Here is a 24,248-nt window from a genome sequence, read left to right as displayed (position 1 = left end):
ACTTTTTTTATGGCATGATGCAAGTAATACAAAAACAGATCATTGTGGTATGCAGGTTTATTACTTTTATCGCCATCAAGCTGATGGTTATGTCTTTTTAAGCCGTGAACAGCATAATGAACACATTCTGGAGTTTTTCTGGATTGATAGTGTCAGAGCTGATGTGGTGAACCATAACGAAGAATGGCAACAAAAGATTCAACAGCTTTCAGGCGTGATTATTAATGAATTTCATATGCGAGATATTGCGAATATTGAGCATCCTTGTGCATTTGATACGCTTGAAGAATATGATTTGCTTATTTTTAGAAAGCTCGTTACACCTGATGATGAAATTAAAAATGGGGAATCCCACGAGAGTGTATTTGGCCTAGCAACTACGCCAATTAGCTTTATTTTTACTCCTAAAGTTCTGATTAGTGTTCGTGAGCAGGGCAATAAGTCGATTGAAAACTATATTCAACGTCTCGAAAATATTTTATGTAAAACTTTGGAAGAACAAAACAAAACCCGTAAGCTGCCTAATTCACCTGTAGATTTATGTTTACGACTGCTCAATAGTATGGTGGATGGCTACCTTGATATCCGTTCACCTTTGACTAGAAGGGTCGAGCATTGGCAACAGCAATTGCTGCAAGGTAATCGCCGTTTTAAACAATGGCATCAGCTGTTTCATGAAAACATGGCCTTTCAGCAGGTTGAAAATTTATGCGAAGAGCAAATCGAAACCTTACAAGAGTTTCGAGATGAAATTGTAGAAAACTATCATCATGTGATTGGTGAGAAGACGCATAGTTCCCAAGACCTTTTATTAGTGCGTCTAAATGATTTAATGAGTCATGTCGAACGTATTCAAAAACATACTTTACGTTTACGTAGTGCCATTCAGTCGGCGATTGATTTGCATTTCTCGGCAATTGCAAACCAGACCAATGAAAATATGCGTATTCTTGCCATTATTACTGCTGTATTTGCACCGCTGACGCTTTTAACGGGTATTTACGGAATGAACTTTGAGTTTATTCCAGGTCTTAAATCACCAGTTGGTTTCTGGATAATGTTAGGGGTGATGCTACTGAGTACCATTTTGCTTTTGTACTATTTTTATCGACAACATTTGGTCGGGCGCGGTGAAAAAAGTGTGATTGATTTATTGGCTCAACAGCATCGTCAAGATCGGATGAATTTGTTTTGGTTTCTGGAATATGAACCGATTAAGCAGACTTTGAAGGAAGTGGAAAAGATTACTCGGTTAAAGTAATAAAGACTTCCAAAAATGACGAAGTTGTTTGGTTAGCATTGCCTCGACTATAGGGTTTAATTAGATATTTTTTATATAGGCTTGTCCTTACTTTTGACTGGGCAAAAGTAACAAAACCCCTTATTGGACTGACGGTACATCCATGTTACCGCAGTCCAAAAGGCGGCATCCATGCCGCCCATCACCTTAGTTCATGCCTGTTTAATGGCTATTTAGAAGAAAAAACTCAATGAAAATGCTTCAACTGTTTTCTAAGTTGTTGCACTTCATCAATCAAATCTAACATTACCGCAACTGCTGCTAAACTTGCGTCAAAGTCACGTTGTAAACGATACGCTTTACGTGCACGTGCGACATCTTCGCCCATAAACTGATGTGCTTCAGGTTTATTCTCGACTGATAAAATATCATATTCAATGAGCTGAAGAATCCAGTCAGGACTTTGGCCGCAAGCTTGGGCAAATTGTTGTAGGTCAAATGTAGATTGTTCATCAACGACCTCTGCACTAAAGGTATGGCCGTCATATACAATTTCTCGATAGTGAATGGTTGTCATGATCTTGCTCCCTAATGAGATGAACGAGGTTCGAATGAAGCAAATGCTTCTGCCAATTGCTGATACGCTTCTTTTTCTTTTTCAGAATTTGCAGGGGGGAATACAATATTTAAAATTAAATACAGATGCCCTGGCGTTTTATTTGGTATCCCTTTGTCTTTTAAACGTAGCTGTTGTCCTTGTTTTGCATTTTTAGGTAAATTGACATGTAAAGATCCTGCAGGTGTTTTCACTTCAATACCTTGGCCTAATGCTGCTTCCCATGGAGCTACATCTACAGTCAAATACACATCACTGCCTTCGACATGAACACGGTCTGTATCTTTATACTGGATTTCAATATAAAGATCGCCGTTAGCACCACCATTAATCCCACTTTGGCCTTGTCCACTTAAGCGGATTTGCTGACCTTCTTTCATGCCTTTTGGTATTTTTACCTGTAAGGTTTTGCGTTGAACTTCAGGCTCGCCATAAGCATTCATGGTTGGGATTTGCAGGGTAATCTGTTGGGTTGATCCGTGATAGGCAATATCAAGATCAACCTCTATGCTGGCATGTTGATCTTCACCGCGATAACTACGTTGTTGTCTTTGATATTGTTGTTGTCCACCGCCAAAGCCTGCACCAAAGCGACCAAATAAATCTTCAAAACCGCTAAAATCTGCTTGTTCACCGCCTGTAAAACCTTGACGATAAAACTGTGCTCCATCAAAGCCCCCTTGTGCAGCACCTTGACCAAAGTTATTAAAACCTTGAGGATGATCTAACATCTGGTCATATTCAGCTTTTTTATCCGCATTGCTTAGTGTGTCGTAGGCAACATTAATGGCCTGCATTTTTTCTTCTGCATCTTTTTCTTTGCTGATGTCGGGATGATATTTACGGGCTAATTTTCGATAAGCTTTTTTAATTTCATCAGCAGAGGCTTTGCGTGTAACCCCTAATTCTTCATAATAATTTTTTGCCATAATGTTTTATCACGATGGTGTTGTTTATTTCATTATGAAACGATTTTTAGAGTTTTCAATAAGCTAGATTGTATAAGAGTTGTTCTATTACGAAATGAAATTGATAGAAAAAGATATAGGTAAGTGAAGCCCGTATTTCTCAGGATTTAGATGAAACTTTGATATAAGCCATACAGGGCAATAAGTAGAAGTAATAAACCGCAGAGGCCTAATATTTTTGGATATAAATGACTGTTAGAAAGGCGGCGGAAAAAGATATAAACTAAAGATAATGTGAGGAAGTCTAAAACAATCCATGTCAGCGTAAGTAGGGTTAGACTTAAATTTAACTGAGGTGTAATAGAAAAAAATTGCGGAAAGAAAGCCGAGAAAAAGATAATATCTTTTGGGTTTGAAATACCGACAAGAAAACCTTTTTTAAAGCCACCATTTTGTGCTGAAACTGTTTGTATCGCTTCTGGGTGAGGTGCTTGAATCACTTCTTTGAGAATACTAAAACCCAAATAACCAATATATAGGCAGCCTAAAATACGAATGATATTGAGGTAACTATCATTGACACTCAGTACTCCTTTTAAAACCAGTACTGAAATAAAAATTAAAACAAGGGATGCTAGGTTTGTACCAAAAATGGTTTCTAGTGCTTTTTTATAGCCCCCTTTAAGTCCAGCGCTTGCAACTAAAATCATGACAGGGCCAGGGGTCGCAATCATGATAACTACACTAAAAATAAAGAGAAAATAATCAAAATAATTCATGGTATTTAGGCATCTTATTTATTAGGCTATAAAGTAGCCTTATATTATCCTATTTAAATTAACATGTTGAAAATTATCATCAAAAAATACAGGTAAATAAAAAGGCGGTATAACCGCCTTTTTATAAAGTTAAAATATTAACTTAAATGTTCACCAAATAACGCTAAAGCTTCTTCAGCGGTAAAGGTATATTGCGTATTACAGAACTGACAGTCCATACGAATCGGGTTCTGCTGTTCTAGAGTTTCATGAACAGCGTCTACACCAATTTGAATCAGGGCATTTGCACAGCGTTCTTTTGAACATGTACAGCCAAATTTTAATGCTTCAATTTCTGGTAAACGAACTTCTTCTTCGTTATATAAACGATATAAGATTTCATTTGCATCTAAATTGGTCAGCTCTTCAGCTTTTAATGTTTCGGTCAACATCGTCAAACGTGGCCATAAATCTTCATCGACCAAGTTTTGCTCTTCTTCATCATGACGTGGTAAGAGTTGAATCAGTAAACCGCCAGAACGCTTATCTGTACTTGCCAACACAATACGAGTTGGAATTTGTGCAGATAAATCATAATATTGCATTAAGCAACCCGCTAAAGTCACTTGATCAAGCGGCACGATCCCTTGATAACGTTCGCCAAATTCCGGTTCAATGTTAATAAATAAAACCGGATTAACTAAAGCACCAAGAACTGTGCTGCTGTCTGTTGCTTCAACAAAGCGAGGGTCGGTTTCATAGTCCGCTAAAGCACGAACCTCTCCTAAATGGTTACATTCAGCCATCGCCCATTTGAAGGTGCCGCTAGCCTGGATTTGCAAGCTGATACGGCCTTTGATTTTTAGTGTACTTGCAAGTAATGCAGTCGCACTCAACATTTCACCTAGCAGAATTTTAACCGCAGGCATATAGTCACGTTGAGCTAAGATAGTTTGTAGGGCTTCTTCTAGATGAACTACTTCTCCACGTACTGGAAAGTTCTCTATATAAAAGCGTTGGCGTAAATCAGACATAATATTCTCCAGGGCCCTAAGCAGAGTATAACTATTTCGTTTTAATCAAGCTCAGGAAATGCAGCTAAGCCGCAAGCCGGACAGGGGCAGCTTTGTGCCCATTGTCCAATTATTTAGGCAATGTGAATAAGTCCTTAATATAGCCATTTTCTGAAATCTCAAGTTATTCTAGATGATCTCTTGTAATGTCGATGCGATTTGGTTGTAAATGACGCTTTAAATTAACATCATGCTTTGATGTAGCCTGTTGCTGCGCATCACTTTCAAACAAATGTTCAAGCTCGGCTAAGGCATTACGATGTGTTTCAAAAATCTTCTGTTCATCAGTATAAATACTTTGCTGCTGTATGAGCAATTTCTCATCATAATCCCGAAAGATTTCGATATTGTTATAGGCTTGTTCATCAGAGATTCCAAGTTCTCGTAAAGCGCGATAAGCCATACCTAATGAAGATAAATACGTTTCACGCCAAATATATTCCACGCCTAAATCTCTTAAAAGATGGACATGGTGACGGTCGCGAGCACGGGCTAATAGCTTTAAGTTTGGATAATTTAATCTAAGATGACGAGCAACATTCATGGAGTCTTCAACATCATCAATCGCTAAAATAAATACTTTAGCTTTTTCAATACCGGCAGAACGCAGTAAATCGGGCTGGGTTACATCGCCATAATAGAGTTTACCGCCGTAGCGACGAACAAAGTCTACTTGATGAAGATTGTTGTCGATTGCAGTAAAGCCTAAATGTTGTAGGCGGGCAATACGCGCGATAATTTGTCCAAATCGGCCAAAACCAGCAATGATAATCGGGTTGTCTTGCTGAGGAATTTCGTCATACTCAGGTGGACGTTCTTTATTAAACAGAGGAATGATCTGAGTTGCCATAATCCAGTAAATTACTGGAGTAAGTACCATCGACAACGTCACAATAAGGGTCACTGGCTCTAATAGAGCTTGAGTTAAAATCTTCTCACTTTTTGCAAGGCTCAAAATTACAAAAGCAAATTCTCCACCTTGTGCCAAGCACGTACCTAAAAGCAAACTATTGTTCCAGCTGTATTTTTTATAGCGGGCAATTGCAGTTAATATCAGTGTTTTAATGAGCAATAAGCCGACTGCGCCACCAATAATAAGCAAAGGCATATCAATCAGTAGTGATAGCTGTGTGGTCATACCCACGGTCATAAAGAATAAGCCAAGCAGTAGGCCTTTAAACGGTGCAATACTCGCTTCAACTTCGTGGCGAAATTCTGAATCTGCTAATAATACGCCTGTGAGGAATGCACCTAATGTGGTGCTAATTCCCAAAGTATCCATAAGCAAGACAACAGCAAGAATAATAAATAATCCTACTGCTGTAATAAGTTCAGTCGCTCCACTTTTAGCAACAAAGCGGAAGAAGGGACGCATTACATAACGGCTAAACAGAAACAGGCCAGTAAAGGTTGCAATAATAGCTGCAAAATAAGCGACGCCGTGATGGGTTGATTCTGTTCCTGCCAAGAGTGGAATGATGGCAAGCAACGGAATAGCCGCTATATCTTGGAAAAGTAAAATGGAAAAAGACTGCTGACCATAAGTCGTATTGAGTTGCTGCTTTTCGGTCAGAAGCTGTAATACAAAAGCTGTAGAAGACAGCGCAAGGGCAAAACCAATGACAAAGCTGACAGAAAGCTGCTGTTGAAAGAGTAATAGTACGATCAGCATAAGAATAGCCCCACTAATGAGGACTTGCAGACTTCCCATTACAAAAATAGAGTCACGCATTTCCCATAAACGTTGGGGGCGTAACTCTAAGCCGATTAAGAACATCAATAAAATGACACCGAATTCGGCAAGTTCCATAATTGCTTCAGGGTCATGTGCAATATTTAAAACACTAGGACCCAGAAGTATTCCTGTAAATAAATAACCTAAAACTGTTGCTATCCCTAGGCGCTTGCCAAGAGGGACTAAAATCAGAGAAGCTCCAAGAAAAATTGTTGCTTGCAGTAAGAATGACATTCATTGCCTCGAATGTATTAGTCTCTTTTAAGTGTAAAGCCAAAAAGGCTTCTTCACACTATGATATTCAAGCCATCTAATTAAATTCTTGCGGATCAACATCAATTGAGAGTCGAAGTTGATGCTGCCTTGGTGCATGAACCAATTGTGACCACCATTGTCTTAAGTAAAAATGGAGGCGAGCACGGTCAGCAGATAAAATCACCATGTGGGCGCGGTAGCGTCCAGCTTTACGCTCCATAGGGGCTGGAATTGGTCCCCAAATATCAACAATGTCACCTGCAATTTGGCGTAATTGTTCCGCCGCTTCATTTAAGAAATGTAAGGTATAGTCACGATCTTTGGATTCTGCACGTATCAGTACGGCATAGCGATAAGGTGGCAGCAATGCGACTTTACGTTCCGCAAGAGTTTGTTTAGCAACCGCCCGATAATCTTTTTCGATGAGTGTGGTGAGTAATGGATGGTCAGGTCTTAATGTTTGTAAATAAACATGGCCTTTATGTTCACCACGGCCTGCACGTCCAGCGACTTGTACAATTAACTGCGCAGTACGTTCTGGCGCGCGAATGTCGACACTAAGTAACCCCGCATCAATATCTAAAATGGCAACCAAAGTCACGTGTGGGAAATGATGACCTTTTGCCAGCATTTGAGTGCCAAGCAAAATTGTTGGTTTGTTTTGGTGAATACGGTCATAAATTTTTTGCCAGCTACCGACACGACTGGTACTGTCACGGTCAACCCGAATCACATCATAGTCTGGAAATAGTTCTTGTAAGTGCTCTTCAACCTTGGCCGTTCCAGCACCTAAGGTTTTTAGGCTTTTTTGCTGGCATTCAGGGCAGTGATCGGGCAAGCGATGAACAGTACCGCAGTGGTGGCAGTGTAAATAAGAATAAGGCTGAGTGTGCAATGTAAAATGCGCATCACAATGTGGACAATTTGCTTGCCACCCACAGCTTTCACAAACCAGTACAGGTGCATAGCCACGACGGTTTAAAAAGATTAAAACCTGTTCTTTTCTAGCTAATGTATGTTTGATTTGTTCAATAAGGGGCTGGCTAATTCCATGCTGTTTTTTGACAATTTTAAGGTCAATCAAATGCATTTTAGGCAAAAGTGCATGTCCAGCACGTTTGTTGAGTTGCAGTGCAGTTAATTTGCCAGTTTCGACTAAATAATAACTATCTATGCTTGGAGTTGCTGAACCTAAAATAACAGGGCAGCTTTGTAAGTGACCTCGATAAAGAGCGACATCACGCGCATGGTAGCGGAAGCCTTCTTGTTGCTTATAAGACAGATCATGTTCTTCATCTAAGATGATGAGGCCCAAACGTGGCAGTGGCGTATAGATGGCAGAGCGCGTTCCTAAAATAATAGATGCTTTGCCAGTCTGGGCCTGTTGCCATGCCTGCAAGCGTTTAGAGTCATTTAAGCCCGAGTGTAATAGAGCAATATCACAGTTAAAACGTGATTTAAAACGAGAAATCGTTTGAGGGGTTAGACCAATTTCAGGGACTAACACCAGTACTTGCTTACCTTGCTTTAGCACTTCGTGCATGATGTGCAGATAAACTTCAGTTTTACCACTTCCTGTTAAACCATCTAATAAAAAGGCTTGGTATTGATGCTGTGCGTTTACGACGTGCTGGGTTGCTTTCTTTTGGTCTTCATTTAGCGTGAGCGGCATTTGTGCCAATTCAACAGGCGATGGGCTAAAGTCGTGCGGTTCAAGCGTACAGTCAACCAGTCCTTTCTTTTGAAGTGCTTTAAGCGTAGCCGTTTCTACACCACTTAAATTAAGAATATTCTCTGTAGTTCCGGCAGGGTGTAACTTTAAAATTTGATACGCGTCTTGTTGCTTAACAGAACGTTTAAGAAGTGCTTCAACATTATCACATGGTGTAATTTTCCAAAGATGGAACAAAACATCCATTGGTTTGCCCTGACGTAATAATGCGGGTAGGGCGGTTTGCATGACCTCGCCAATCGGAAATTGGTAATACTGAGCTGACCATGTCAATAAACTTAAAACTTGTTCATCTAAAATAGGCTGTTCGTCTAAAAGTTCAGAAATGGCTTTAAGCTGAAAGGTGCCTGTAAATGATTCATTTGGGTTCACTTTTTCAGTAATGATACCAATCAGGTTTTGGCGTCCAAATGAAATAGCGACGCGTGAGCCTACATGAGCCCGTTCATATTGTGCTTGGGTGAGTGTATAGTCAAAAGTGTCGTACAGATGTACAGGTACGGCTACACGCACACGATAAACAACTGAATCAGGCTTTGGCGTTATGGTCATAGAGGCTCATTTCGTCAATTTTAAAAAACGGCATAGCGTCGTGAAGAGTACTTGGGTATTCTACACAGGCTATAGAACGAATATGAATGATTGCGTAGCATAGATGCAACAGCAGCGACTATTATTTTTGGAAAATTAGAACATTACCATGCCTGCATATCAATTTACTGCCATTGATGCTTCAGGGAAGCAGCAAAAAGGAGTGCTTGAGGGAGACTCAGCACGCCAGATTCGCCAACAATTACGCGATAAAGCATGGACACCAATTAGCGTTGACCCTGTTGAACAAAAAGATAAACATCAGAGTCAGGGGTTATTCCAAAAAAAGTTCAGTGCTTACGATTTGGCGCTCATGACTAGACAACTTTCGGTCTTGGTTGCCGCTGCTATTCCACTTGAAGAAGCTTTGCGCGCCGTGAGTAGGCAAAGTGAAAAAACACATGTACAAAATCTTTTACTATCCGTGCGTTCTCGAGTCTTAGAAGGGCATTCACTTGCACAAGGTATGCAGCAGTCTGGACGGTTTCCAGACCTTTATATTGCAACGGTGGCTGCTGGCGAGCGCTCGGGACATTTAGATCTCATTTTAGATCAGCTTTCGGATTACACTGAAAACCGCTTTGCCATGCAAAAGAAAGTTCAGGGCGCCATGATTTATCCCATCATTTTAATGCTGATGTCTTTCGGTATTGTGATGGGTTTAATGACTTATGTTGTGCCAGAGATTGTAAAAACTTTTGATCAAAATAAAGATGCTTTACCGTGGATTACAGTCGCTTTAATGAAAGCCAGTGATTTTATTCGCCACGCGTGGGTGTTTATTATTCTTTTTGCAGTGGTGGGCGTTGTTGCATTCGTACGGTTTTTAAAAACCACTGCTGGACATTATGCTTTTGATCGATTAACACTCAAATTGCCATTATTCGGTAAACTGTCACGTGGTATTAATGCTGCACGCTTTGCTAGTACCTTATCTATTTTGACCCGTTCAGGTGTCCCTTTGGTGGATGCCTTAAAAATTGGTGCAGCAGTGACCAACAACTGGGTAATCCGCGATTCGATTGCTCATGCGGCTGAGCGTGTTACCGAAGGTGGTAACTTGGGTACGCAACTGGAGCGCAGTGGTTATTTCCCACCAATGATGGTACAAATGATTCGAAGTGGAGAGGCATCAGGCGAGCTTGACCGCATGTTAGAACGAGCATCGACCATGCAAGATCGTGAGGTGACGACATTTATTTCAACCTTACTGGCATTACTTGAACCGCTTATGCTGGTTTTAATGGCAAGCATTGTACTGGTTATTGTAATCGCGGTTATGCTGCCAATCGTAAATATGAACAATATGATTTAATAACTTTGATATTAGAGATAATGATGAAAGTAAAAAATATTCAAAGCGAAACAGCGATGGAACAACATAGTGAATCTGCGGTTTCAAATCAGTTTGAGCCAACGTGCCATTCCGAGCATAGCTCTCTATCAGATGTTTGCTCCTCAAGCACAGCTTTCGGACTTGCGGCACGTTCGAGCGGTGCTCGAATGAAGCGTGCCTCAGGCTTTACCCTCATTGAAGTCATGGTCGTGATTGTAATTTTAGGTGTGTTAGCAGCTTTAATCGTACCAAATGTCATGGGGCGTAGTGAAAAAGCTAAAATTGATACGACTCAAATTGCATTAAAGGGTGTGGCGGGTGCTTTAGATCAGTACAAACTTGATAATGGCCATTTCCCAACCATGCAAGAAGGTGGGCTAGATGCTTTGGTTAATCAGCCAGCTACAGCGAAAAACTGGATGCCAGGTGGCTATGTAAAAGGTGGTTATCCTAAAGACAGCTGGAAAAATGATATTCAATATGTCATTCCTGGGGCAGATGGGCGAGCTTTTGATTTGTACTCATTTGGAGCAGATGGCAAAGAAGGCGGTGAAGGTAATGATGCAGATATTTATTATCAACCTTAATTAAAATGTAATGGAGATTATCAATTCAGTTAAACAGTTAAAATGATAAATACGAATTGATAATCTCTCTCAATCAGAAAAATATAATAACTAACTGAAAAATATAAATTAAAGTTAATATAAATATTTGAGATTTATAATAAGAATTATTCCCATATTTAATAGTTACAAGAAAGTTAAAATGTAGAGAAAAATAAGCTATATATTTAAATAAAAGCTTTGCATAATAAATAAAAAGCACTTTATTCAATTAAAAGGAGAGATTAAATGAAAGCATTTCTCATATTAGATGAACTGACTCAGTTTCATTGGGTAATGCTCAAGTCTGTCCTATTGATTTTGGGTTTATTGCCGATTGCTGAGGTTTCATTAAAGTTATGGCTGAGTACAGAGGGAAGTAGCCAAATCATGATTGGTTTCTTCGCATTAAGTATTGTGAGCGCATGGTTAATGGTGAGCTTCTTTACTGCATTAAAAGCGAGCGTCTGGCAAGCTAAACAAATCTCTACTCAATATGAGCAATTCCTTTTTAAAGCTTACCGTTATGTACCCATGGTCTTTTTATCGAGTTTAGTTGCATATTTATCTCTGCAATTATCAATCGCTTTTTAATAATATTTTAAAACCAAATTTTTAGATAAAACGTAGACTCAATATCTACGTTTTATTTTTTAATTGGACTTAAAAACAGGGTGTTTCTTCATTTGTACATATTATATGCTTCAAATCAGCAATTTAAGAAAATGAGAAATATGAAATGGAACAAATCGAGTGGAATGATTTTTTTAAAGTAGAGCTGCGTGTTGGTAAAATTATTCAAGCTGAGTTTTTTGAAAAGGCGCGTAAACCTGCTTATATTTTGCATGTAGACTTCGGTGAAGAATTGGGTGTACGTAAATCAAGTGCGCAGATTACCAAGCTTTATCAGCCACAAGATTTGGTGGGTAAATTAGTCGTTGCTGTAGTAAATTTCCCTAAAAAACAAATAGGGCCTATTCAGTCAGAATGTTTGGTGACAGGATTTCATAATGCAGATGGTGATGTCGCACTTTGTATCCCAGAGTTTGAAGTGCCTCTGGGTACAAAGTTATTATGATTTAGCGTCGAGATTTAAAAGAAACGTCAACTTTACGTGGACGATAAACCCAACCTAAAATCAGCAGTAAGACCGCAAATCCTAAAATTGGATAATCACCTAAACGGTTATAAAGAGTTTGGCCTTGCATAGCAGGTAAATCGCCTCTCAAGACGAACTCTTTATCGATTGGTGCTTGTTCAGTGATATGGCCATTTTGATCAATAAATGCTGTTACACCAGTGTTGGTTGCACGAATAAACCAGCGGCCATTTTCTTTCGCGCGCATCTGCACCATTTGTAAATGTTGCCAAGGCCCAGCAGTACCCGTAAACCAAGCATCATTCGATACAGTTACCAAGAAGTCGCTGTCTTCCGCATTACGTCTTGTCAGGTTCGGGTAAGCCACTTCATAACAAATTGCAGCAGCAAGTGCATGCCCTTTAATTAAGAGGGGCTTCTGGTCACTCTCACCACGTGTAAAACCGCTCATGCTGATATCATTTTGCATGGCTGGTAACACCCAAGAGAGTAAACCTGAAAGAGGGATGTATTCACCAAATGGAACAAGACGCTGCTTTTTATAGAGTCCACTTGAATCACTGCCAGAAGCCATAATACTGTTGTAATACAGTGGGCTACCAACTTGATGCGATTTTTCGAAATCCCAATAAGGAATGCCAGTTACCCAAGCAGTATGGTTCTTTTTCGCTTGTGCATCCATTGCATCCAAAAACGGTTCAATATCGGTTTGGAAAAGCGGAATTGAAGACTCAGGCCATACAATTAAGTCACGACCCCATTCAGATTGAGTCAAACCAGCATAAATTTCTAATGTTCTAACTTGATATTCAGTCAGCCATTTTAAATCTTGTGGAATGTTACCTTGAATGAGTGAAACGCTAAGTGGTTTAGCCGCTTTAGGTTTTACAAACTGTATATATGATGCTCCCCATGCACTCAAAACCAATAGGGCAGAAGGGATAACCCAAAAAATACGTTTACGCAGAACTTCAACTAAAGCACATGCTAATACAATGACGACGAAGGAAATTGCATAAATACCAAAGAACGGCGCATAACCATCAAGTAAACGTTCAGTAAAGGCGTAACCTACAAATAACCATGGGAAACCTGTAAACACCCAAGTTTTTGCCCATTCGAAAACAATCCAGAGTGGGGCAAAAGTAAGTGGTGTTTCAGGAAAGAATCGTCGGTAAACCCATGTCTGAAATGCTGTAAATAAACCCATCACAAGGGCCATAACAGCAATCATACACACGCTTAGAAATGCATTGGTATCGCCATATACATGGATGGAAGTATAGAGCCAGAAAGCGCCTACAAACCATAAGCCGAAGCCATAGCTCCAACCAATCGCAAAGGCTTGTTTAGCTGAGCGCTTATGTAATGTTGCATAGAGTAGGGCAGGAGATAAAATTGCCAACCACCACCAATAATAAGGTGCCAGTGAAAAACTGAACACGGCACCTGAAAATAAAGCAATGAGTAAAGGAAAAATTAAAGGAATCTGTTTTTGTTGTTGCGAAGAATCTAACAGCTTTTCAAAGTATGCTCTCATTGACGTACAGCTCGAATCAGATGAATAGTGCGGGCATCTGCTTCAACGATTGTAAATAACCAATTTCCAAGCTCAACAGTTTGACCTTGTAAATCACTTACCAGACCAATCTCTTGAAGCAATAAACCGCCGACAGTTTCTACTTCATCGTCAGAAAAATCAGCATCTAAAACAGTATTGAAATGTTCGATTGGTGTAAGTGCTTGCACCATCCACGCATTTGCTACCGTATGGTCATTGTCAGGAACAATGTACTGAGCATCTTCATCGACAGTGTCGTGCTCATCTTCAATTTCGCCAACGATCTCTTCAAGAATATCTTCAAGCGTAACAAGACCTGCTGTTGAGCCATATTCATCAATCACAATCGCAATGTGAGTCTGAGTATGTTTTAACATGCGTAGTACCTGATCGGAACGTGCACTTTCAGGAACAAATAACGGTTGGCGCATAAGAACTCGAATATCGACTTTGGTATTCGGTTCAGTTAGAAACGGCAACAGATCTTTTGCGAGCAAAATCCCGACAACATTGTCCGGTTGATCGGCAGAGAAGACTGGAAAGCGTGAGTGAGCAGACTCAACCAGTACATCAAGAATATCAAGTAATTGATCATCTTCTTGTAAACTGATCATTGCTGTTCGTGGTGTCATGACTTCACGAATTTTTGTAGCTGGAAGGTCAAGAACGCCTTCAAGCATAGCAACAGTATCTGGTTCTAAAAAGCGGCGTGAATTTTGGACTAATTTTAATAATTCATCACGGGTTTCTGGCGCTGTACCTAACCATTTTCGTAAGCCTCGCATTCCCCACGACGGACTTGGTTCCTCTTGCATGATCTTTCCTAAAGACTCAATGTATCAAATGAATACACAGATCATACCGAAGAAAAGATGCTTATGCATCTATAAAACAAGCTAAAAGACAAAACGTATATTGTTATGTAAAAGCCAGTTACAGTTAACAGCTCAGTAATTTGTTTATGCTAAAATGTGAAAATTCTATTTGTTCGAGTTTGTTATGTCAGAGCAACCCATTTCACCTACTGTACAACTCAATACGCGTGGTTTACGTTGTCCGGAACCTGTCATGATGTTGCATCAAGCCATCCGCAAATCTAAGTCCGGGGATGTGGTTGAAGTCTTCGCAACTGATAATTCGACTTCGTGGGATATTCCTAAGTTTTGTATGCATTTAGGTCATGAGTTGTTGTTGCAAGAAGAACGCTTAGATGAAAATGGTCATAAAGAATTTCATTATTTAGTGAAGAAAGGTTAATAGAATAATAAGGCTTCTAATAAAGGCGGTTAGAAGCCATGAATAATTCAACTTTAATTTGAAATGATAATTTTTTACAAATAAGAATCGTTATATAATTTATAAAATTAAGCATATAAATGACGTATAAAATGAAAGATTATTTTTTGAAACGAAGCTTATTTATTTTTCTTTGGTTTTTCTCTATAGCTGGTTTATTACATCTAGAAACCCCTTGGATATCTGAAACTGTCGCTATCATTGTTATATGTATTCTTATTATTTTAGGTACTATTTTACTTGGTTATAGAAATACATATTTTGCTCCTGAACCAAAGATAAAGATGAGTTTGATCTTACATACAAGTTTTATGGGGCTCATGTTAATTCTTGATTTATTATTTGGTAAATCGGTTTGGTACTTCGATTTAGTGCGAAACTTTGGTTTTCTTAGCTTATTTTTATTAGGCACATTTATTTTCTATAAAAAGAATTTTAATTTAAACGTAGCAAAAATACCGCCTTTTCAATAAGTGGATACTAATAAAAAAGCCCCGAATAATCGGGGCTTTTTTATTACATATTAGGATAATTCGGACCACCGCCGCCTTCAGGCGTTACCCACGTAATGTTTTGAGATGGGTCTTTAATATCACAGGTCTTACAGTGAACACAGTTCGCTGCGTTAATCTGGAAGCGTTTAGAACCATCATCATTTTCCATGATTTCGTAAACACCAGCAGGGCAGTAGCGCTGAGCTGGCTCATCCCATTTTGGTAAGTTCACATTCACTGGAATTGAAGGATCAGTAAGCTTCAAGTGAGCTGGCTGGTTTTCTTCATGTACAGTGTTTGAAATAAACACTGAAGATAAACGGTCAAATGTAAGTTTGCCGTCTGGTTTTGGATAGTTTGGCTTAAAGCTTGTTGCATCAACAGTTTTCAATGCAGCAAAGTCTTGCTTCAAGTCATGTAAAGTGAATGGCACTTTAAAGACATTCTGGTCGATAAAGTTAAATGCACCACCCATCCATTGACCAAATTTATGCATCGCTGGGCCAAAGTTACGAGAGTTATAAAGCTCTTCTTTTAACCAGCTGTTGTTAAATTTGTCAGTGTATGAAGTCAATTCTTTAACGAATAAATCTTCGCCTTCAGTAACACGTGCAATGGCAAGATCACCGCCTTTTTCTACACCCGCAGCAATCGCTTCAAATACAGCTTCACCACATAACATGCCTGATTTCATGGCAGTGTGTGAGCCTTTGATTTTTGCAAAGTTTAAGAAACCTGCGTCATCACCAATCAAGCAGCCGCCTGGGAAAGTCAATTTAGGTAATGAGTTGAAACCGCCTTTCACTACCGCACGTGCGCCGTAAGAAATACGTTTACCACCTTCTAAATACTGTTTAATCAGTGGGTGAGTTTTCCAGCGCTGCATTTCCATAAATGGATACATGTGTGGATTTTCATAAGACAAGTCCACGATCATGCCCAAAGTCACTTGGTTGTTTTCAGCGTGGTATAACCACCAGCCACCTGAAGAAGCTGTTTCTGCTAAAGGCCAACCTGCACCGTGCATGACTAAGCCCGGTTTATGTTTTGCTGGGTCAATTTCCCAAAGCTCTTTAATCCCGATACCGTAGTGCTGTGGATCAGCATCTTTATCAAGGTTGTATTTCGCAATGAGGCGTTTGCCTAAGTGACCACGGCAACCTTCAGCAAAGAGAGTGTATTTAGCGTGAAGCTCATAGCCTGGAGTAAAGTTATGCGTTGGTTCGCCATCTTTACCAATACCCATGTCGCCTGTTTGAATACCTTTTACAGTACCGTCTTCATGATAAAGCACTTCAGATGCAGCAAAGCCAGGGAAGATAGAAACTTCTAACTCTTCAGCTTTTTGACCTAACCAGCGAACTACGTTACCTAATGAGATCACATAGTTACCATCGTTGTGCATGGTTTTAGGAACCATCCAGTGAGGTACTTCTTTAGAAGTAGTGTCTGAAAGTAAGAAGAATGTTTTGTCTTCAGTTACAGGGACATTAAGAGGCGCGCCTTCATCTTTCCAGTTCGGGAAAAGTTCATTGATGGCACGTGGCTCAAGCACAGCACCAGACAAGATATGCGCACCTACTTCAGAGCCTTTTTCAACTACACAAACAGAAAGATCGGGTAAGTTTTTTTCAATCGCTAATTGACGGATCTTAATCGCAGCAGATAGACCTGCAGGTCCTGCACCTACGATGACAACGTCAAACTCCATCGATTCACGTTCGATGTGTTCCATGTAGGACTCCTCAATACTTAAAGGTGGCAACCGTCATATTCAGATAATTCGGTGCTGCCGTGAGTGTTTTAATCCATAGGCGCAAATATGCTATTGTGCCTTTTATCGTTTGGGCTAGTATAGTTTTAAACCATGATCTAGCCAATTGGCTGAGTCGTAACATTTTTTCGTCAGCAAGGCATAAACTATGGTAAATCAAAATAATTCACCATCGGATATGGGAAAAATACCGTTATCTGATGATAAAAACTTAATGAACATTGCACAATACTTAAAAGGTGTACAGCAAAGTCACAAAAGGTCAATTCCACCTTTAGAGCAGTGGCATCCAAAGCATTGCGGCAAAATGGATTTGACGGTGAAATCCAATGGAGAATGGTGGCACGAAGGTCAATTAATCAAGCGCCAAGCTCTATTAGATCTGTTTACCAAAGTCCTATGGAAAGAAGAAGGCAAATTCTACCTGAAAACCCCTGTAGAACAAATTGAAATCGAAGTTGAAGATGAACCTTTATTAGTCAATCAGGCAGATCAGGTCGAAATTTCAGGTGAGCAATTTTTACAACTGACCACCACTAACCAAGATGTAATTTTGGTTGATGCAGAACATCCTATTTTTATGCGTGAATATGCAGGAGAGTTGCGTCCTTATGTGCATGTCCGTTTTGGGATTAATGCGCTGATTCAACGTCAGGCTTTCTATCATTTGGTGAACTATGGAACACTAATTGAAAACAATAAAGGTGAAACCATTTTAGAGCTAAAAAGTGGTAATTTGCTCTTGCAATTAGGCACTTGAGGTTTAAGCTTTAGGGAGTGAAATTTTCTGACACTTCAGTACAGCTATGACCGCCATACAACCTTTATTTTCCGAGCTAGAACCTATGCCTAAAGCATCAGCAGATGCCCCAATTGGTATTTTTGATTCGGGAATTGGAGGGATGTCAGTTGCAGCAGAAATTGCTAAATATTTGCCCAATGAGCGTATTGTGTATTATGCCGATACTGCCTACGTTCCTTATGGACCACGCTCGGATGAAGAAATCAGAGAACTCACGGCTCGAGCAGTCGATTGGCTATATCGTCAAGGCTGTAAAATTGCAGTCGTAGCCTGCAATACGGCTTCCGCATTTAGCCTTGATCATTTGCGTGAGCATTATGGAGAACACTTTCCGATTGTTGGATTGGTTCCAGCATTAAAACCTGCTGTATTACAGACACGTTCTAAAGTGGTTGCTGTATTGGCGACGCCTGCTACTTTTCGTGGCCAACTCATTAAAGATGTTGTCGAGAAGTTTGCTATTCCGGCAGGCGTTAAAGTGATGACTTTAACCAGCCTTGAACTTGTTCCTTGTGTCGAGGCAGGTCAGCAAATGGGTGAGACATGTTTAAAGGCATTAAAAGAAGTTTTACAGCCTGCTGCTGAGCAAGGTGCCGACTATTTAGTGCTCGGTTGCACGCATTATCCTTTCTTAAATCAAGCAATCCATCATCTTTTTGATAACCAATTCACACTGGTTGATTCTGGGTTGGCAGTTGCCCGACAAACAGCCCGTATTTTAATAAAAAATGAGTTATTATGTGACCAAATAGGTCAGAATGTTGCACGTATTGAATGTTATGTCAGCGGTAATAATGCTGAGGCACTGCAACCTGTTTTACAACATATGATTCCACAAGAGTTAACTTGGACACTTCATAATCTGAACTGATCTTTTAGCATCATTTAGAAAGTAGTGTTTTTTTAGATTTATTATTTTATTTGGGGCGGTTCATGATCTTGGCTGGTATTAAGTCACGGACAGATCATGGGGCGAAAGGGTATTATTATGCTCGATACACGCTATCAGATTTTTATTTCAACATCCGGCCGCGATATGCAGCCAGAGCGAATGATTCTGTCTCAAACCTTGGTAGGGATGGGTTTCTTTGCTTGGGGATTAGAACATCGAACACCCCTCACCACTACACTTGCACGTCGACAAATTGATGAATGTGATTATGTAATCCTACTTTTAGGCAGCCAGTATGGAGAGCAGTCGATTTCTGGTGTGAGTTATTTATCTTTAGAATATGAATATGCGTTAAGTCAGGCTAAACCCATTATTGTGTTCATGCATGAGCAGCCCGAAAGTCGTGAAATACATTTACAAGAAACACATCCACAGCTTAAAGATAAATTTCTCGCATTTAGAAAAAAGTTATTACTTGATGTAAATCATATTTTTTACTTTAAAACTCCACGTGAACTAGAGCTAGCTGTCCGTTTAAATATGCCTTTAATCATGGAGCAGCATATCGGACAGGGTTGGGTTTCTGCTCATCAAGCTCATCACTTAGAAGATGAAATTAAGTTATTAAAAAGTAAAATTTTACAGTTAGAACAGCAATTAACCGAGCCATCAACTCAAGTAAATGAAGTTGCTCCTCAAGATATTTTTGCATTTGAATATCAAATTCAAGCATTTCAGGATGGCAATTTTAAAGAGTTGAAACGACAACGACAAATGACTTGGTCTCAGCTGTTAAGCATATTGGCAAAGCAGTTTGAAAAAGCGACACCAGAAGAGAATTTTGGGACATGCTTAAATGAATATCTGAATCAGGCTGGCCTAGAAGATGTTCGTCAGGAGTTACCTCGCGCTCATGCTGTCGCCTGCGCTCAGATTAACCATAAGGCATTGTTTCGGATTAAAAAGCAAATGCAGTCACAGGGCTGGATTGTTCCAACTCAGACTGAACAATCCTATAGCTTATGGAAAGTCACAGCTAAAGCTCAAAAGTTATTACTTAGCTATAAATGGAATCATCGGGGCATTCGATTAAAAGCTTAGAGCGATTCAATTTATATATGACAATAAAAGCTGTTACATTAGTGACATAAGATGAATTGAAAGGCATTTACACATGTCGTTTGAACAAAAACCGAAAGTCACAGTCATTTTAGCGAATTTAGGTACACCGGATGAGGCCACTGTTCCTGCGGTTCGCCGTTTTCTAAAGCAGTTTTTATCTGATTCGCGTGTAATTGAAATACCGAAATTCATTTGGTGGATTATTTTAAATCTGTTTGTTTTACCTTTTCGCCCAAAAAGGGTAGCACATGCCTATGCTTCGGTATGGTCAAAAGATTCGCCGATGCGTGAAATTGTGTTTGAGCAAACTCAACGTATTCGGGCTTATTTGCAGCGAGAAAATAATCAGTTTGATTTAACCGTGATACCGGCGATGACCTATGGTAATCCCGGTATTGATGCAGTTTTAGAAAAACTGGCCGCTAACCCGCAAGAGCATGTCATTTTATTGCCTTTATTTCCTCAATATTCTGCAACGTCTACAGCGCCGTTATACGACGCATTTGCCAAGTGGATTCCAGCTCAGCGGAACTTGCCGGGTTTAACGATTATTAAAGATTATTATCAACATCCCATGTTTATTCAGGCATTGGCAGAAAGTGTTTTAGCTTACCAAGAGCAGCATGGTAAGCCTGAAAAACTGTTGATGTCATTTCACGGTATTCCACAGCCTTATGCAGACAAAGGTGATCCTTATGCAGACCGTTGTCGCATCACAGCAAAGCTGGTGGCTGAAGCCTTACATTTGAAAGATGATGAATGGGCGATTAGCTTCCAGTCACGTTTTGGGAAACAAGAGTGGGTTAAACCATATACAGACCAACTTTTGCAAGATTGGGCGAAGCAAGGCGTTAAGTCAGTACAGGTATTAAGCCCAGCTTTTTCTGCTGACTGTTTAGAGACACTTGAAGAATTAGCCATACAAAATGCTGAGTTGTTTCAACAAGCGGGCGGTGGTAGCTATGCTTATATTCCTGCTTTAAATAGCAATCAAGCTCACATTGATTTGCTTGCAGGCTTAGTTCAGGCTAATCTTGATGCCCTTACTTATACCTTAGCCCACCGTTAATTGCGTTTTAGCCAGAGGTTCTTATGCTGCAAGTCAAAATTGTTCCAGTTACTGCATTTGCCCAAAATTGTTCTCTTATTTGGGACAGTGAAACTAAAGAAGCAGTTTTGATTGATGCGGGTGGTGACGCTTCAGTTTTGAAAAAAGAAGTAGAAGCCTTAGGTTTAAAAGTGAAAGCTCTTTGGCTCACTCACGGACATTTAGACCATGCTGGAGCGGTAGGTGAACTTGCCAAAGAATGGAGCGTTCCAGTTATTGGGCCACATAAAGAAGATCAGTTTTGGCTAGATATGATTCAGGAAGTTTCAGCACGTTATGGTTTTCCAATTCCACAGCCTGTTAAAGTCGATCAATGGCTTGAGGGTGGTGAAGTGCTAAAACTGGGTGAAGATGAGTTTGAAGTGCGTTTTGCACCAGGACATACACCAGGTCACGTCATGTTCTATAATAAGAATTATGGCTTGCTTTGGACTGGTGATGTCTTGTTTAAAGGCTCGATTGGCAGAACAGACTTCCCGCGTGGAAACCATGATCAGTTGATTGAATCGATTAAACGTGAGTGTTTTAGTTTGCCAGATGATACTCAGTTTATTTCTGGGCATGGTCCAATGAGTACCATTGGCTATGAAAAACAATTTAACCCGTTTGTCGCAGGTAAAGCGGGTTAATCCTCATAATCATCTTCATGCTGACTACCCTTGTCTTGCTGAGGAGCATCTTGGGTAGGCAGTCTATATTCATCGTTTGCCCAAGCGCCTAAATCAATAAGTTTGCAACGTTCAGAACAAAACGGGCGAAATTCATTACCTTCCCAAACACTTGGTTCACCACAGCGTGGGCAGGGAAATGTACGTGGCATAAAGCGATATCCTCAAAGTGAAGAGAAATAGATTAGGCAAAAGTCAGGTGACTTGTTAGACTTGTGCCGATTTTTATTTAGTTTGATGTGATTATGCAGATTCGTCAATTTCAAGCACAACGTATGCAAGCGCCTCGCGATTTTACCCCAATTGAAAATACTCCGATTTGTGTAGAAATTGGAGCAGGCAAAGGTAAACATGCTTTGCTATTTAGTGGGCAAAATCCTCAGCACACGGTATATGCAATTGAACGAACTAGAGAAAAATTCTTGGCCATGCAAAAGCAGCATGGTTTGGAACCACGAGACAACTTGGTGCCTGTACATGCAGATGCTTTACCTTGGGTTGTACATGCTCTATATCCTGCTCAAGTAGAACATTTCTTTATTCTCTATCCGAACCCAGAACCCCATAATCCAGCACAACGCTGGTTGAACATGCCATTTTTTGAGTTCCTGTTATCACGCCTGAAAACAGGTGGAACTATTACTTTGGCAAGTAATATTCCTGAATATATTGATGAAGCTGAACAACAATTAATTAATGTCTGGAAGCTGCCTTACCAAAAAGAAAAAATTGCTCAAACATCTGCACGTACTCATTTTGAAATTAAGTATTTGGAACGTGGAGAGCTTTGCCAACAGCTTGTGATCGCTAAACCTGAAGGTTACAGCACACGTTTTGATGAGTTTGCCCCATTACAAGGTCAAGTGCATGGCGAATAAGCGGGTTGCCATTATTGGTGCGGGTCCGGCTGGTTTAATGGCAGCTGAGGTACTGAGCCAATATGCTTATGATATTGATGTATACGAGCAAAAGCCTTCAGCTGCGCGTAAGTTTCTCATGGCAGGTAAAACAGGGTTAAACATCTCGCATGCTGAACCTTTAGCGCAGTTTATTGAGCGCTATGACCATGCAGAATGGCTCAAACCGTGGGTGGAAAAATGGGATGCAGTCTGGATTCAAAGCTGGATGAAAAATCTGGGAATAGAATCCTACGTTGGCACCTCAGGTCGTATTTTTCCTGTCGAAATGAAAGCAGCCCCTCTGTTACGTGCTTGGCTAAAACGCTTAGCAGAACAGCAAGTTAAATTCTTTTATCGTCATCGTTGTATTAATTTGCAAGGCACAACGGTAACTTTGGAAAATCAAAATAATCAAAGTACTAAAACCTTTATCCAGCAATACGATGCGGTAATATTGGCCTGTGGTGCTGTATCGTGGTCACAATTAGGTAGTGATGGTGCATGGCAGCAATGGATGGATCAATCCAATATTGAACCTTTCCAGCCAAGTAATGTAGGCGTATTGCACGCTTGGTCAGCTTTTATGGAAAGCTGTTTTGGTGAACCTTTAAAACGTATCAATGCATGGGTTGAATCCAGCCAAGTTACTCATGGCGATATTGTGATTACTCATTATGGTTTAGAAAGTGGTGTTATTTATAAACTCGGACGTGCTTTACGAGAGCAGCAAAAACAAGGGCAAAGCTTAAATTTATTTTTAGATTTATTGCCTGATGTAGAGTTGTCACAGTTAGTTAAAAAATTACAAGTTAGCAAAAAACAATCACTCACCAATATCTGGCGTAAAGCAGGCTTAGACACAGCTAAAATTAATTTAATTAGAGAAGTCGTTGATAAAGCACTATGGAACCAACCAGAGGTTATGGCTCAGCAAATTAAAGCACTTCAAATTAAGTTAGATGGCTTTAGACCCATCGAAGAAGCGATTAGTTGTGCGGGAGGCATTAAGCAAGAAGCGCTATCCGAAAGTTTAAATCTCAAACAAATGTCAGGTGTATTTTGCTGCGGTGAAATGCTGGATTGGGATGCGCCTACAGGCGGTTATTTGCTTACGGCATGCTTTGCTACAGGGCGAGCAGCTGGCGAAGGTGTGCATTCATTTTTAAAGAAATAACAGCTTATTGGGTGCTATGTTTGATATGTGAAAAGTGCTATTTTTGAGCGATCAATAATAATAGGAGTCGGAACAACATGTCTCAAGCATCACCAGTCTATCAGGGAAGTTGTTTATGTCAGGAGATTCGCTATGAAATTAAAGGCGATATCGGAGATATTGTTCAATGTCACTGTCAACGCTGCCGAAAAGCCAATGGAACAGCATTTGCAACGAATGCTCCTATCAACAGTGCAGATTTTAAAATTACCCAAGGTGAAGACCTCGTCAAAAAATTTGCTGTGAACGGTGTGTATCGCTGGTTTTGTAGCGAATGTGGTTCACCTTTGATTAGTTCTCGTGATGCCCAGCCTGAATTATATCGCTTAAGAATTGGGACACTTGATACACCACTAGACAAAAAGCCGACAATGCATATTTTTGCTGCTTCAAAAGCAGAGTGGGAAAGCATTTGTGACGATTTACCGCAATATGATGAACGCCCATGATTTTAAAAAGTATGTTTTAATC

Annotated in this window: 25 protein-coding genes; 15 read left to right on the top strand and 10 right to left on the bottom strand. The window is 40.0% G+C overall.

Translation table 11 applies throughout. The annotated features are described in order from the left end of the window. Nucleotides 1-49: 49 nt before the first annotated feature. The gene (locus tag SOI76_RS16715; protein ID WP_104080633.1) at nt 50-1,261 is read left to right on the top strand and encodes a magnesium transporter CorA family protein; all 1,212 of its coding nucleotides are present in this window, start codon (nt 50-52) and stop codon (nt 1,259-1,261) included. A gap of 226 nt (nt 1,262-1,487) precedes the next feature. Here the strand turns inward: SOI76_RS16715 and SOI76_RS16710 are convergent, their stop codons facing one another. From SOI76_RS16710 to priA, 6 genes are all read right to left on the bottom strand, one after another. Next, nucleotides 1,488-1,817 (bottom strand): chaperone modulator CbpM, encoded by a 330-nt coding sequence (locus SOI76_RS16710; protein WP_016142348.1) that lies wholly within the window; start codon nt 1,815-1,817, stop codon nt 1,488-1,490. Nucleotides 1,818-1,828: 11 nt separating this feature from the next. Further along, entirely contained in the window at nt 1,829-2,785 is a 957-nt protein-coding gene (gene cbpA, locus SOI76_RS16705; protein ID WP_033849582.1) for a DnaJ C-terminal domain-containing protein, read from the bottom strand. Between the two features lie 146 nt (nt 2,786-2,931). Then, nucleotides 2,932-3,543 (bottom strand): LysE family translocator, encoded by a 612-nt coding sequence (locus tag SOI76_RS16700; RefSeq protein ID WP_104080632.1) that lies wholly within the window; start codon nt 3,541-3,543, stop codon nt 2,932-2,934. Nucleotides 3,544-3,680: 137 nt separating this feature from the next. After that, on the bottom strand, nt 3,681-4,556 hold the full coding sequence (gene hslO, locus SOI76_RS16695) for an Hsp33 family molecular chaperone HslO (RefSeq protein WP_002114728.1): 876 nt from the start codon (nt 4,554-4,556) through the stop codon (nt 3,681-3,683). A gap of 163 nt (nt 4,557-4,719) precedes the next feature. Then, nucleotides 4,720-6,564, bottom strand: coding sequence for a monovalent cation:proton antiporter-2 (CPA2) family protein (gene kefB, locus SOI76_RS16690; RefSeq protein WP_032070412.1), 1,845 nt, complete (start codon nt 6,562-6,564; stop codon nt 4,720-4,722). Nucleotides 6,565-6,640: 76 nt separating this feature from the next. Further along, nucleotides 6,641-8,869: a primosomal protein N' gene (priA, locus tag SOI76_RS16685; RefSeq protein ID WP_104080631.1), complete on the bottom strand. Its 2,229-nt coding sequence runs from the start codon at nt 8,867-8,869 to the stop codon at nt 6,641-6,643. Nucleotides 8,870-9,017: 148 nt separating this feature from the next. Here priA and gspF point away from each other — a divergent pair, with 148 nt between their 5' ends. From gspF to csaA, 4 genes are all read left to right on the top strand, one after another. Beyond that, entirely contained in the window at nt 9,018-10,223 is a 1,206-nt protein-coding gene (gene gspF / locus SOI76_RS16680; RefSeq protein WP_032035418.1) for a type II secretion system inner membrane protein GspF, read from the top strand. A gap of 23 nt (nt 10,224-10,246) precedes the next feature. Beyond that, nucleotides 10,247-10,831, top strand: coding sequence for a type II secretion system major pseudopilin GspG (gspG, locus tag SOI76_RS16675; RefSeq protein ID WP_005065943.1), 585 nt, complete (start codon nt 10,247-10,249; stop codon nt 10,829-10,831). A gap of 267 nt (nt 10,832-11,098) precedes the next feature. Beyond that, nucleotides 11,099-11,443, top strand: coding sequence for a hypothetical protein (locus SOI76_RS16670; protein ID WP_005804170.1), 345 nt, complete (start codon nt 11,099-11,101; stop codon nt 11,441-11,443). A gap of 145 nt (nt 11,444-11,588) precedes the next feature. Beyond that, a complete protein-coding gene (csaA, locus tag SOI76_RS16665; protein WP_104080630.1) occupies nt 11,589-11,927 on the top strand; it encodes a tRNA-binding protein in 339 nt (112 codons plus the stop codon). A gap of 1 nt (nt 11,928) precedes the next feature. Here csaA and lnt read toward each other — a convergent pair whose 3' ends face one another. Then, complete coding sequence (gene lnt, locus SOI76_RS16660; RefSeq protein ID WP_104080629.1) at nt 11,929-13,488, bottom strand: apolipoprotein N-acyltransferase; 1,560 nt, start codon at nt 13,486-13,488, stop codon at nt 11,929-11,931. Beyond that, on the bottom strand, nt 13,485-14,324 hold the full coding sequence (gene corC, locus SOI76_RS16655; protein ID WP_002114976.1) for an HlyC/CorC family transporter: 840 nt from the start codon (nt 14,322-14,324) through the stop codon (nt 13,485-13,487). Before corC ends, lnt begins: the two co-directional genes overlap by 4 nt. A 184-nt stretch (nt 14,325-14,508) precedes the next feature. Here corC and tusA point away from each other — a divergent pair, with 184 nt between their 5' ends. Together tusA and SOI76_RS16645 are read left to right on the top strand one after the other, a co-directional pair. Then, nucleotides 14,509-14,766 (top strand): sulfurtransferase TusA, encoded by a 258-nt coding sequence (tusA, locus tag SOI76_RS16650; RefSeq protein WP_002053527.1) that lies wholly within the window; start codon nt 14,509-14,511, stop codon nt 14,764-14,766. A gap of 131 nt (nt 14,767-14,897) precedes the next feature. Beyond that, on the top strand, nt 14,898-15,278 hold the full coding sequence (locus SOI76_RS16645) for a hypothetical protein (RefSeq protein ID WP_205668476.1): 381 nt from the start codon (nt 14,898-14,900) through the stop codon (nt 15,276-15,278). A 43-nt stretch (nt 15,279-15,321) separates the two neighbouring features. Here SOI76_RS16645 and etfD read toward each other — a convergent pair whose 3' ends face one another. Continuing rightward, nucleotides 15,322-17,034 (bottom strand): electron transfer flavoprotein-ubiquinone oxidoreductase, encoded by a 1,713-nt coding sequence (etfD, locus tag SOI76_RS16640; RefSeq protein ID WP_005804177.1) that lies wholly within the window; start codon nt 17,032-17,034, stop codon nt 15,322-15,324. Between the two features lie 187 nt (nt 17,035-17,221). On the opposite strand from etfD, the gene SOI76_RS16635 reads away from it, so the two are divergent. The 5 genes from SOI76_RS16635 (at nt 17,222) to ycbL (ending at nt 21,626) form a co-directional block, all read left to right on the top strand. Continuing rightward, a complete protein-coding gene (locus tag SOI76_RS16635; protein ID WP_057075865.1) occupies nt 17,222-17,833 on the top strand; it encodes a DUF1285 domain-containing protein in 612 nt (203 codons plus the stop codon). 46 nt (nt 17,834-17,879) lie between these two features. Next, the gene (gene murI / locus SOI76_RS16630) at nt 17,880-18,746 is read left to right on the top strand and encodes a glutamate racemase (protein WP_104080628.1); all 867 of its coding nucleotides are present in this window, start codon (nt 17,880-17,882) and stop codon (nt 18,744-18,746) included. A gap of 117 nt (nt 18,747-18,863) precedes the next feature. Next, nucleotides 18,864-19,868, top strand: a complete 1,005-nt coding sequence (locus SOI76_RS16625) for a DUF4062 domain-containing protein (RefSeq protein WP_104080627.1) — start codon at nt 18,864-18,866, stop codon at nt 19,866-19,868. Nucleotides 19,869-19,941: 73 nt separating this feature from the next. Beyond that, nucleotides 19,942-20,958, top strand: coding sequence for a ferrochelatase (gene hemH, locus SOI76_RS16620; protein ID WP_104080626.1), 1,017 nt, complete (start codon nt 19,942-19,944; stop codon nt 20,956-20,958). A 23-nt stretch (nt 20,959-20,981) separates the two neighbouring features. After that, nucleotides 20,982-21,626 carry an MBL fold metallo-hydrolase gene (ycbL, locus tag SOI76_RS16615; RefSeq protein ID WP_104080625.1) on the top strand — a complete coding sequence of 215 codons (645 nt, stop codon included), beginning with the start codon at nt 20,982-20,984 and terminating at the stop codon, nt 21,624-21,626. Here the strand turns inward: ycbL and SOI76_RS16610 are convergent. Continuing rightward, nucleotides 21,623-21,817 (bottom strand): DNA gyrase inhibitor YacG, encoded by a 195-nt coding sequence (locus SOI76_RS16610; protein WP_001138289.1) that lies wholly within the window; start codon nt 21,815-21,817, stop codon nt 21,623-21,625. The genes ycbL and SOI76_RS16610 overlap by 4 nt on opposite strands. A gap of 87 nt (nt 21,818-21,904) precedes the next feature. On the opposite strand from SOI76_RS16610, the gene SOI76_RS16605 reads away from it, so the two are divergent. The 3 genes from SOI76_RS16605 (at nt 21,905) to SOI76_RS16595 (ending at nt 24,226) form a co-directional block, all read left to right on the top strand. Beyond that, nucleotides 21,905-22,543, top strand: coding sequence for an SAM-dependent methyltransferase (locus SOI76_RS16605; RefSeq protein ID WP_104080624.1), 639 nt, complete (start codon nt 21,905-21,907; stop codon nt 22,541-22,543). Then, complete coding sequence (locus SOI76_RS16600) at nt 22,533-23,738, top strand: TIGR03862 family flavoprotein (RefSeq protein WP_104080623.1); 1,206 nt, start codon at nt 22,533-22,535, stop codon at nt 23,736-23,738. Before SOI76_RS16605 ends, SOI76_RS16600 begins: the two co-directional genes overlap by 11 nt. A gap of 77 nt (nt 23,739-23,815) precedes the next feature. Then, nucleotides 23,816-24,226 carry a GFA family protein gene (locus SOI76_RS16595; RefSeq protein ID WP_104080622.1) on the top strand — a complete coding sequence of 137 codons (411 nt, stop codon included), beginning with the start codon at nt 23,816-23,818 and terminating at the stop codon, nt 24,224-24,226. The last annotated feature ends 22 nt before the right edge of the window (nt 24,227-24,248 follow it).

It is taken from the genome of Acinetobacter pittii (assembly GCF_034064985.1).
In the GTDB taxonomy this organism is placed as follows: domain Bacteria; phylum Pseudomonadota; class Gammaproteobacteria; order Pseudomonadales; family Moraxellaceae; genus Acinetobacter; species Acinetobacter pittii_H.
This window is presented reverse-complemented; position numbering and strand designations above follow the sequence as displayed.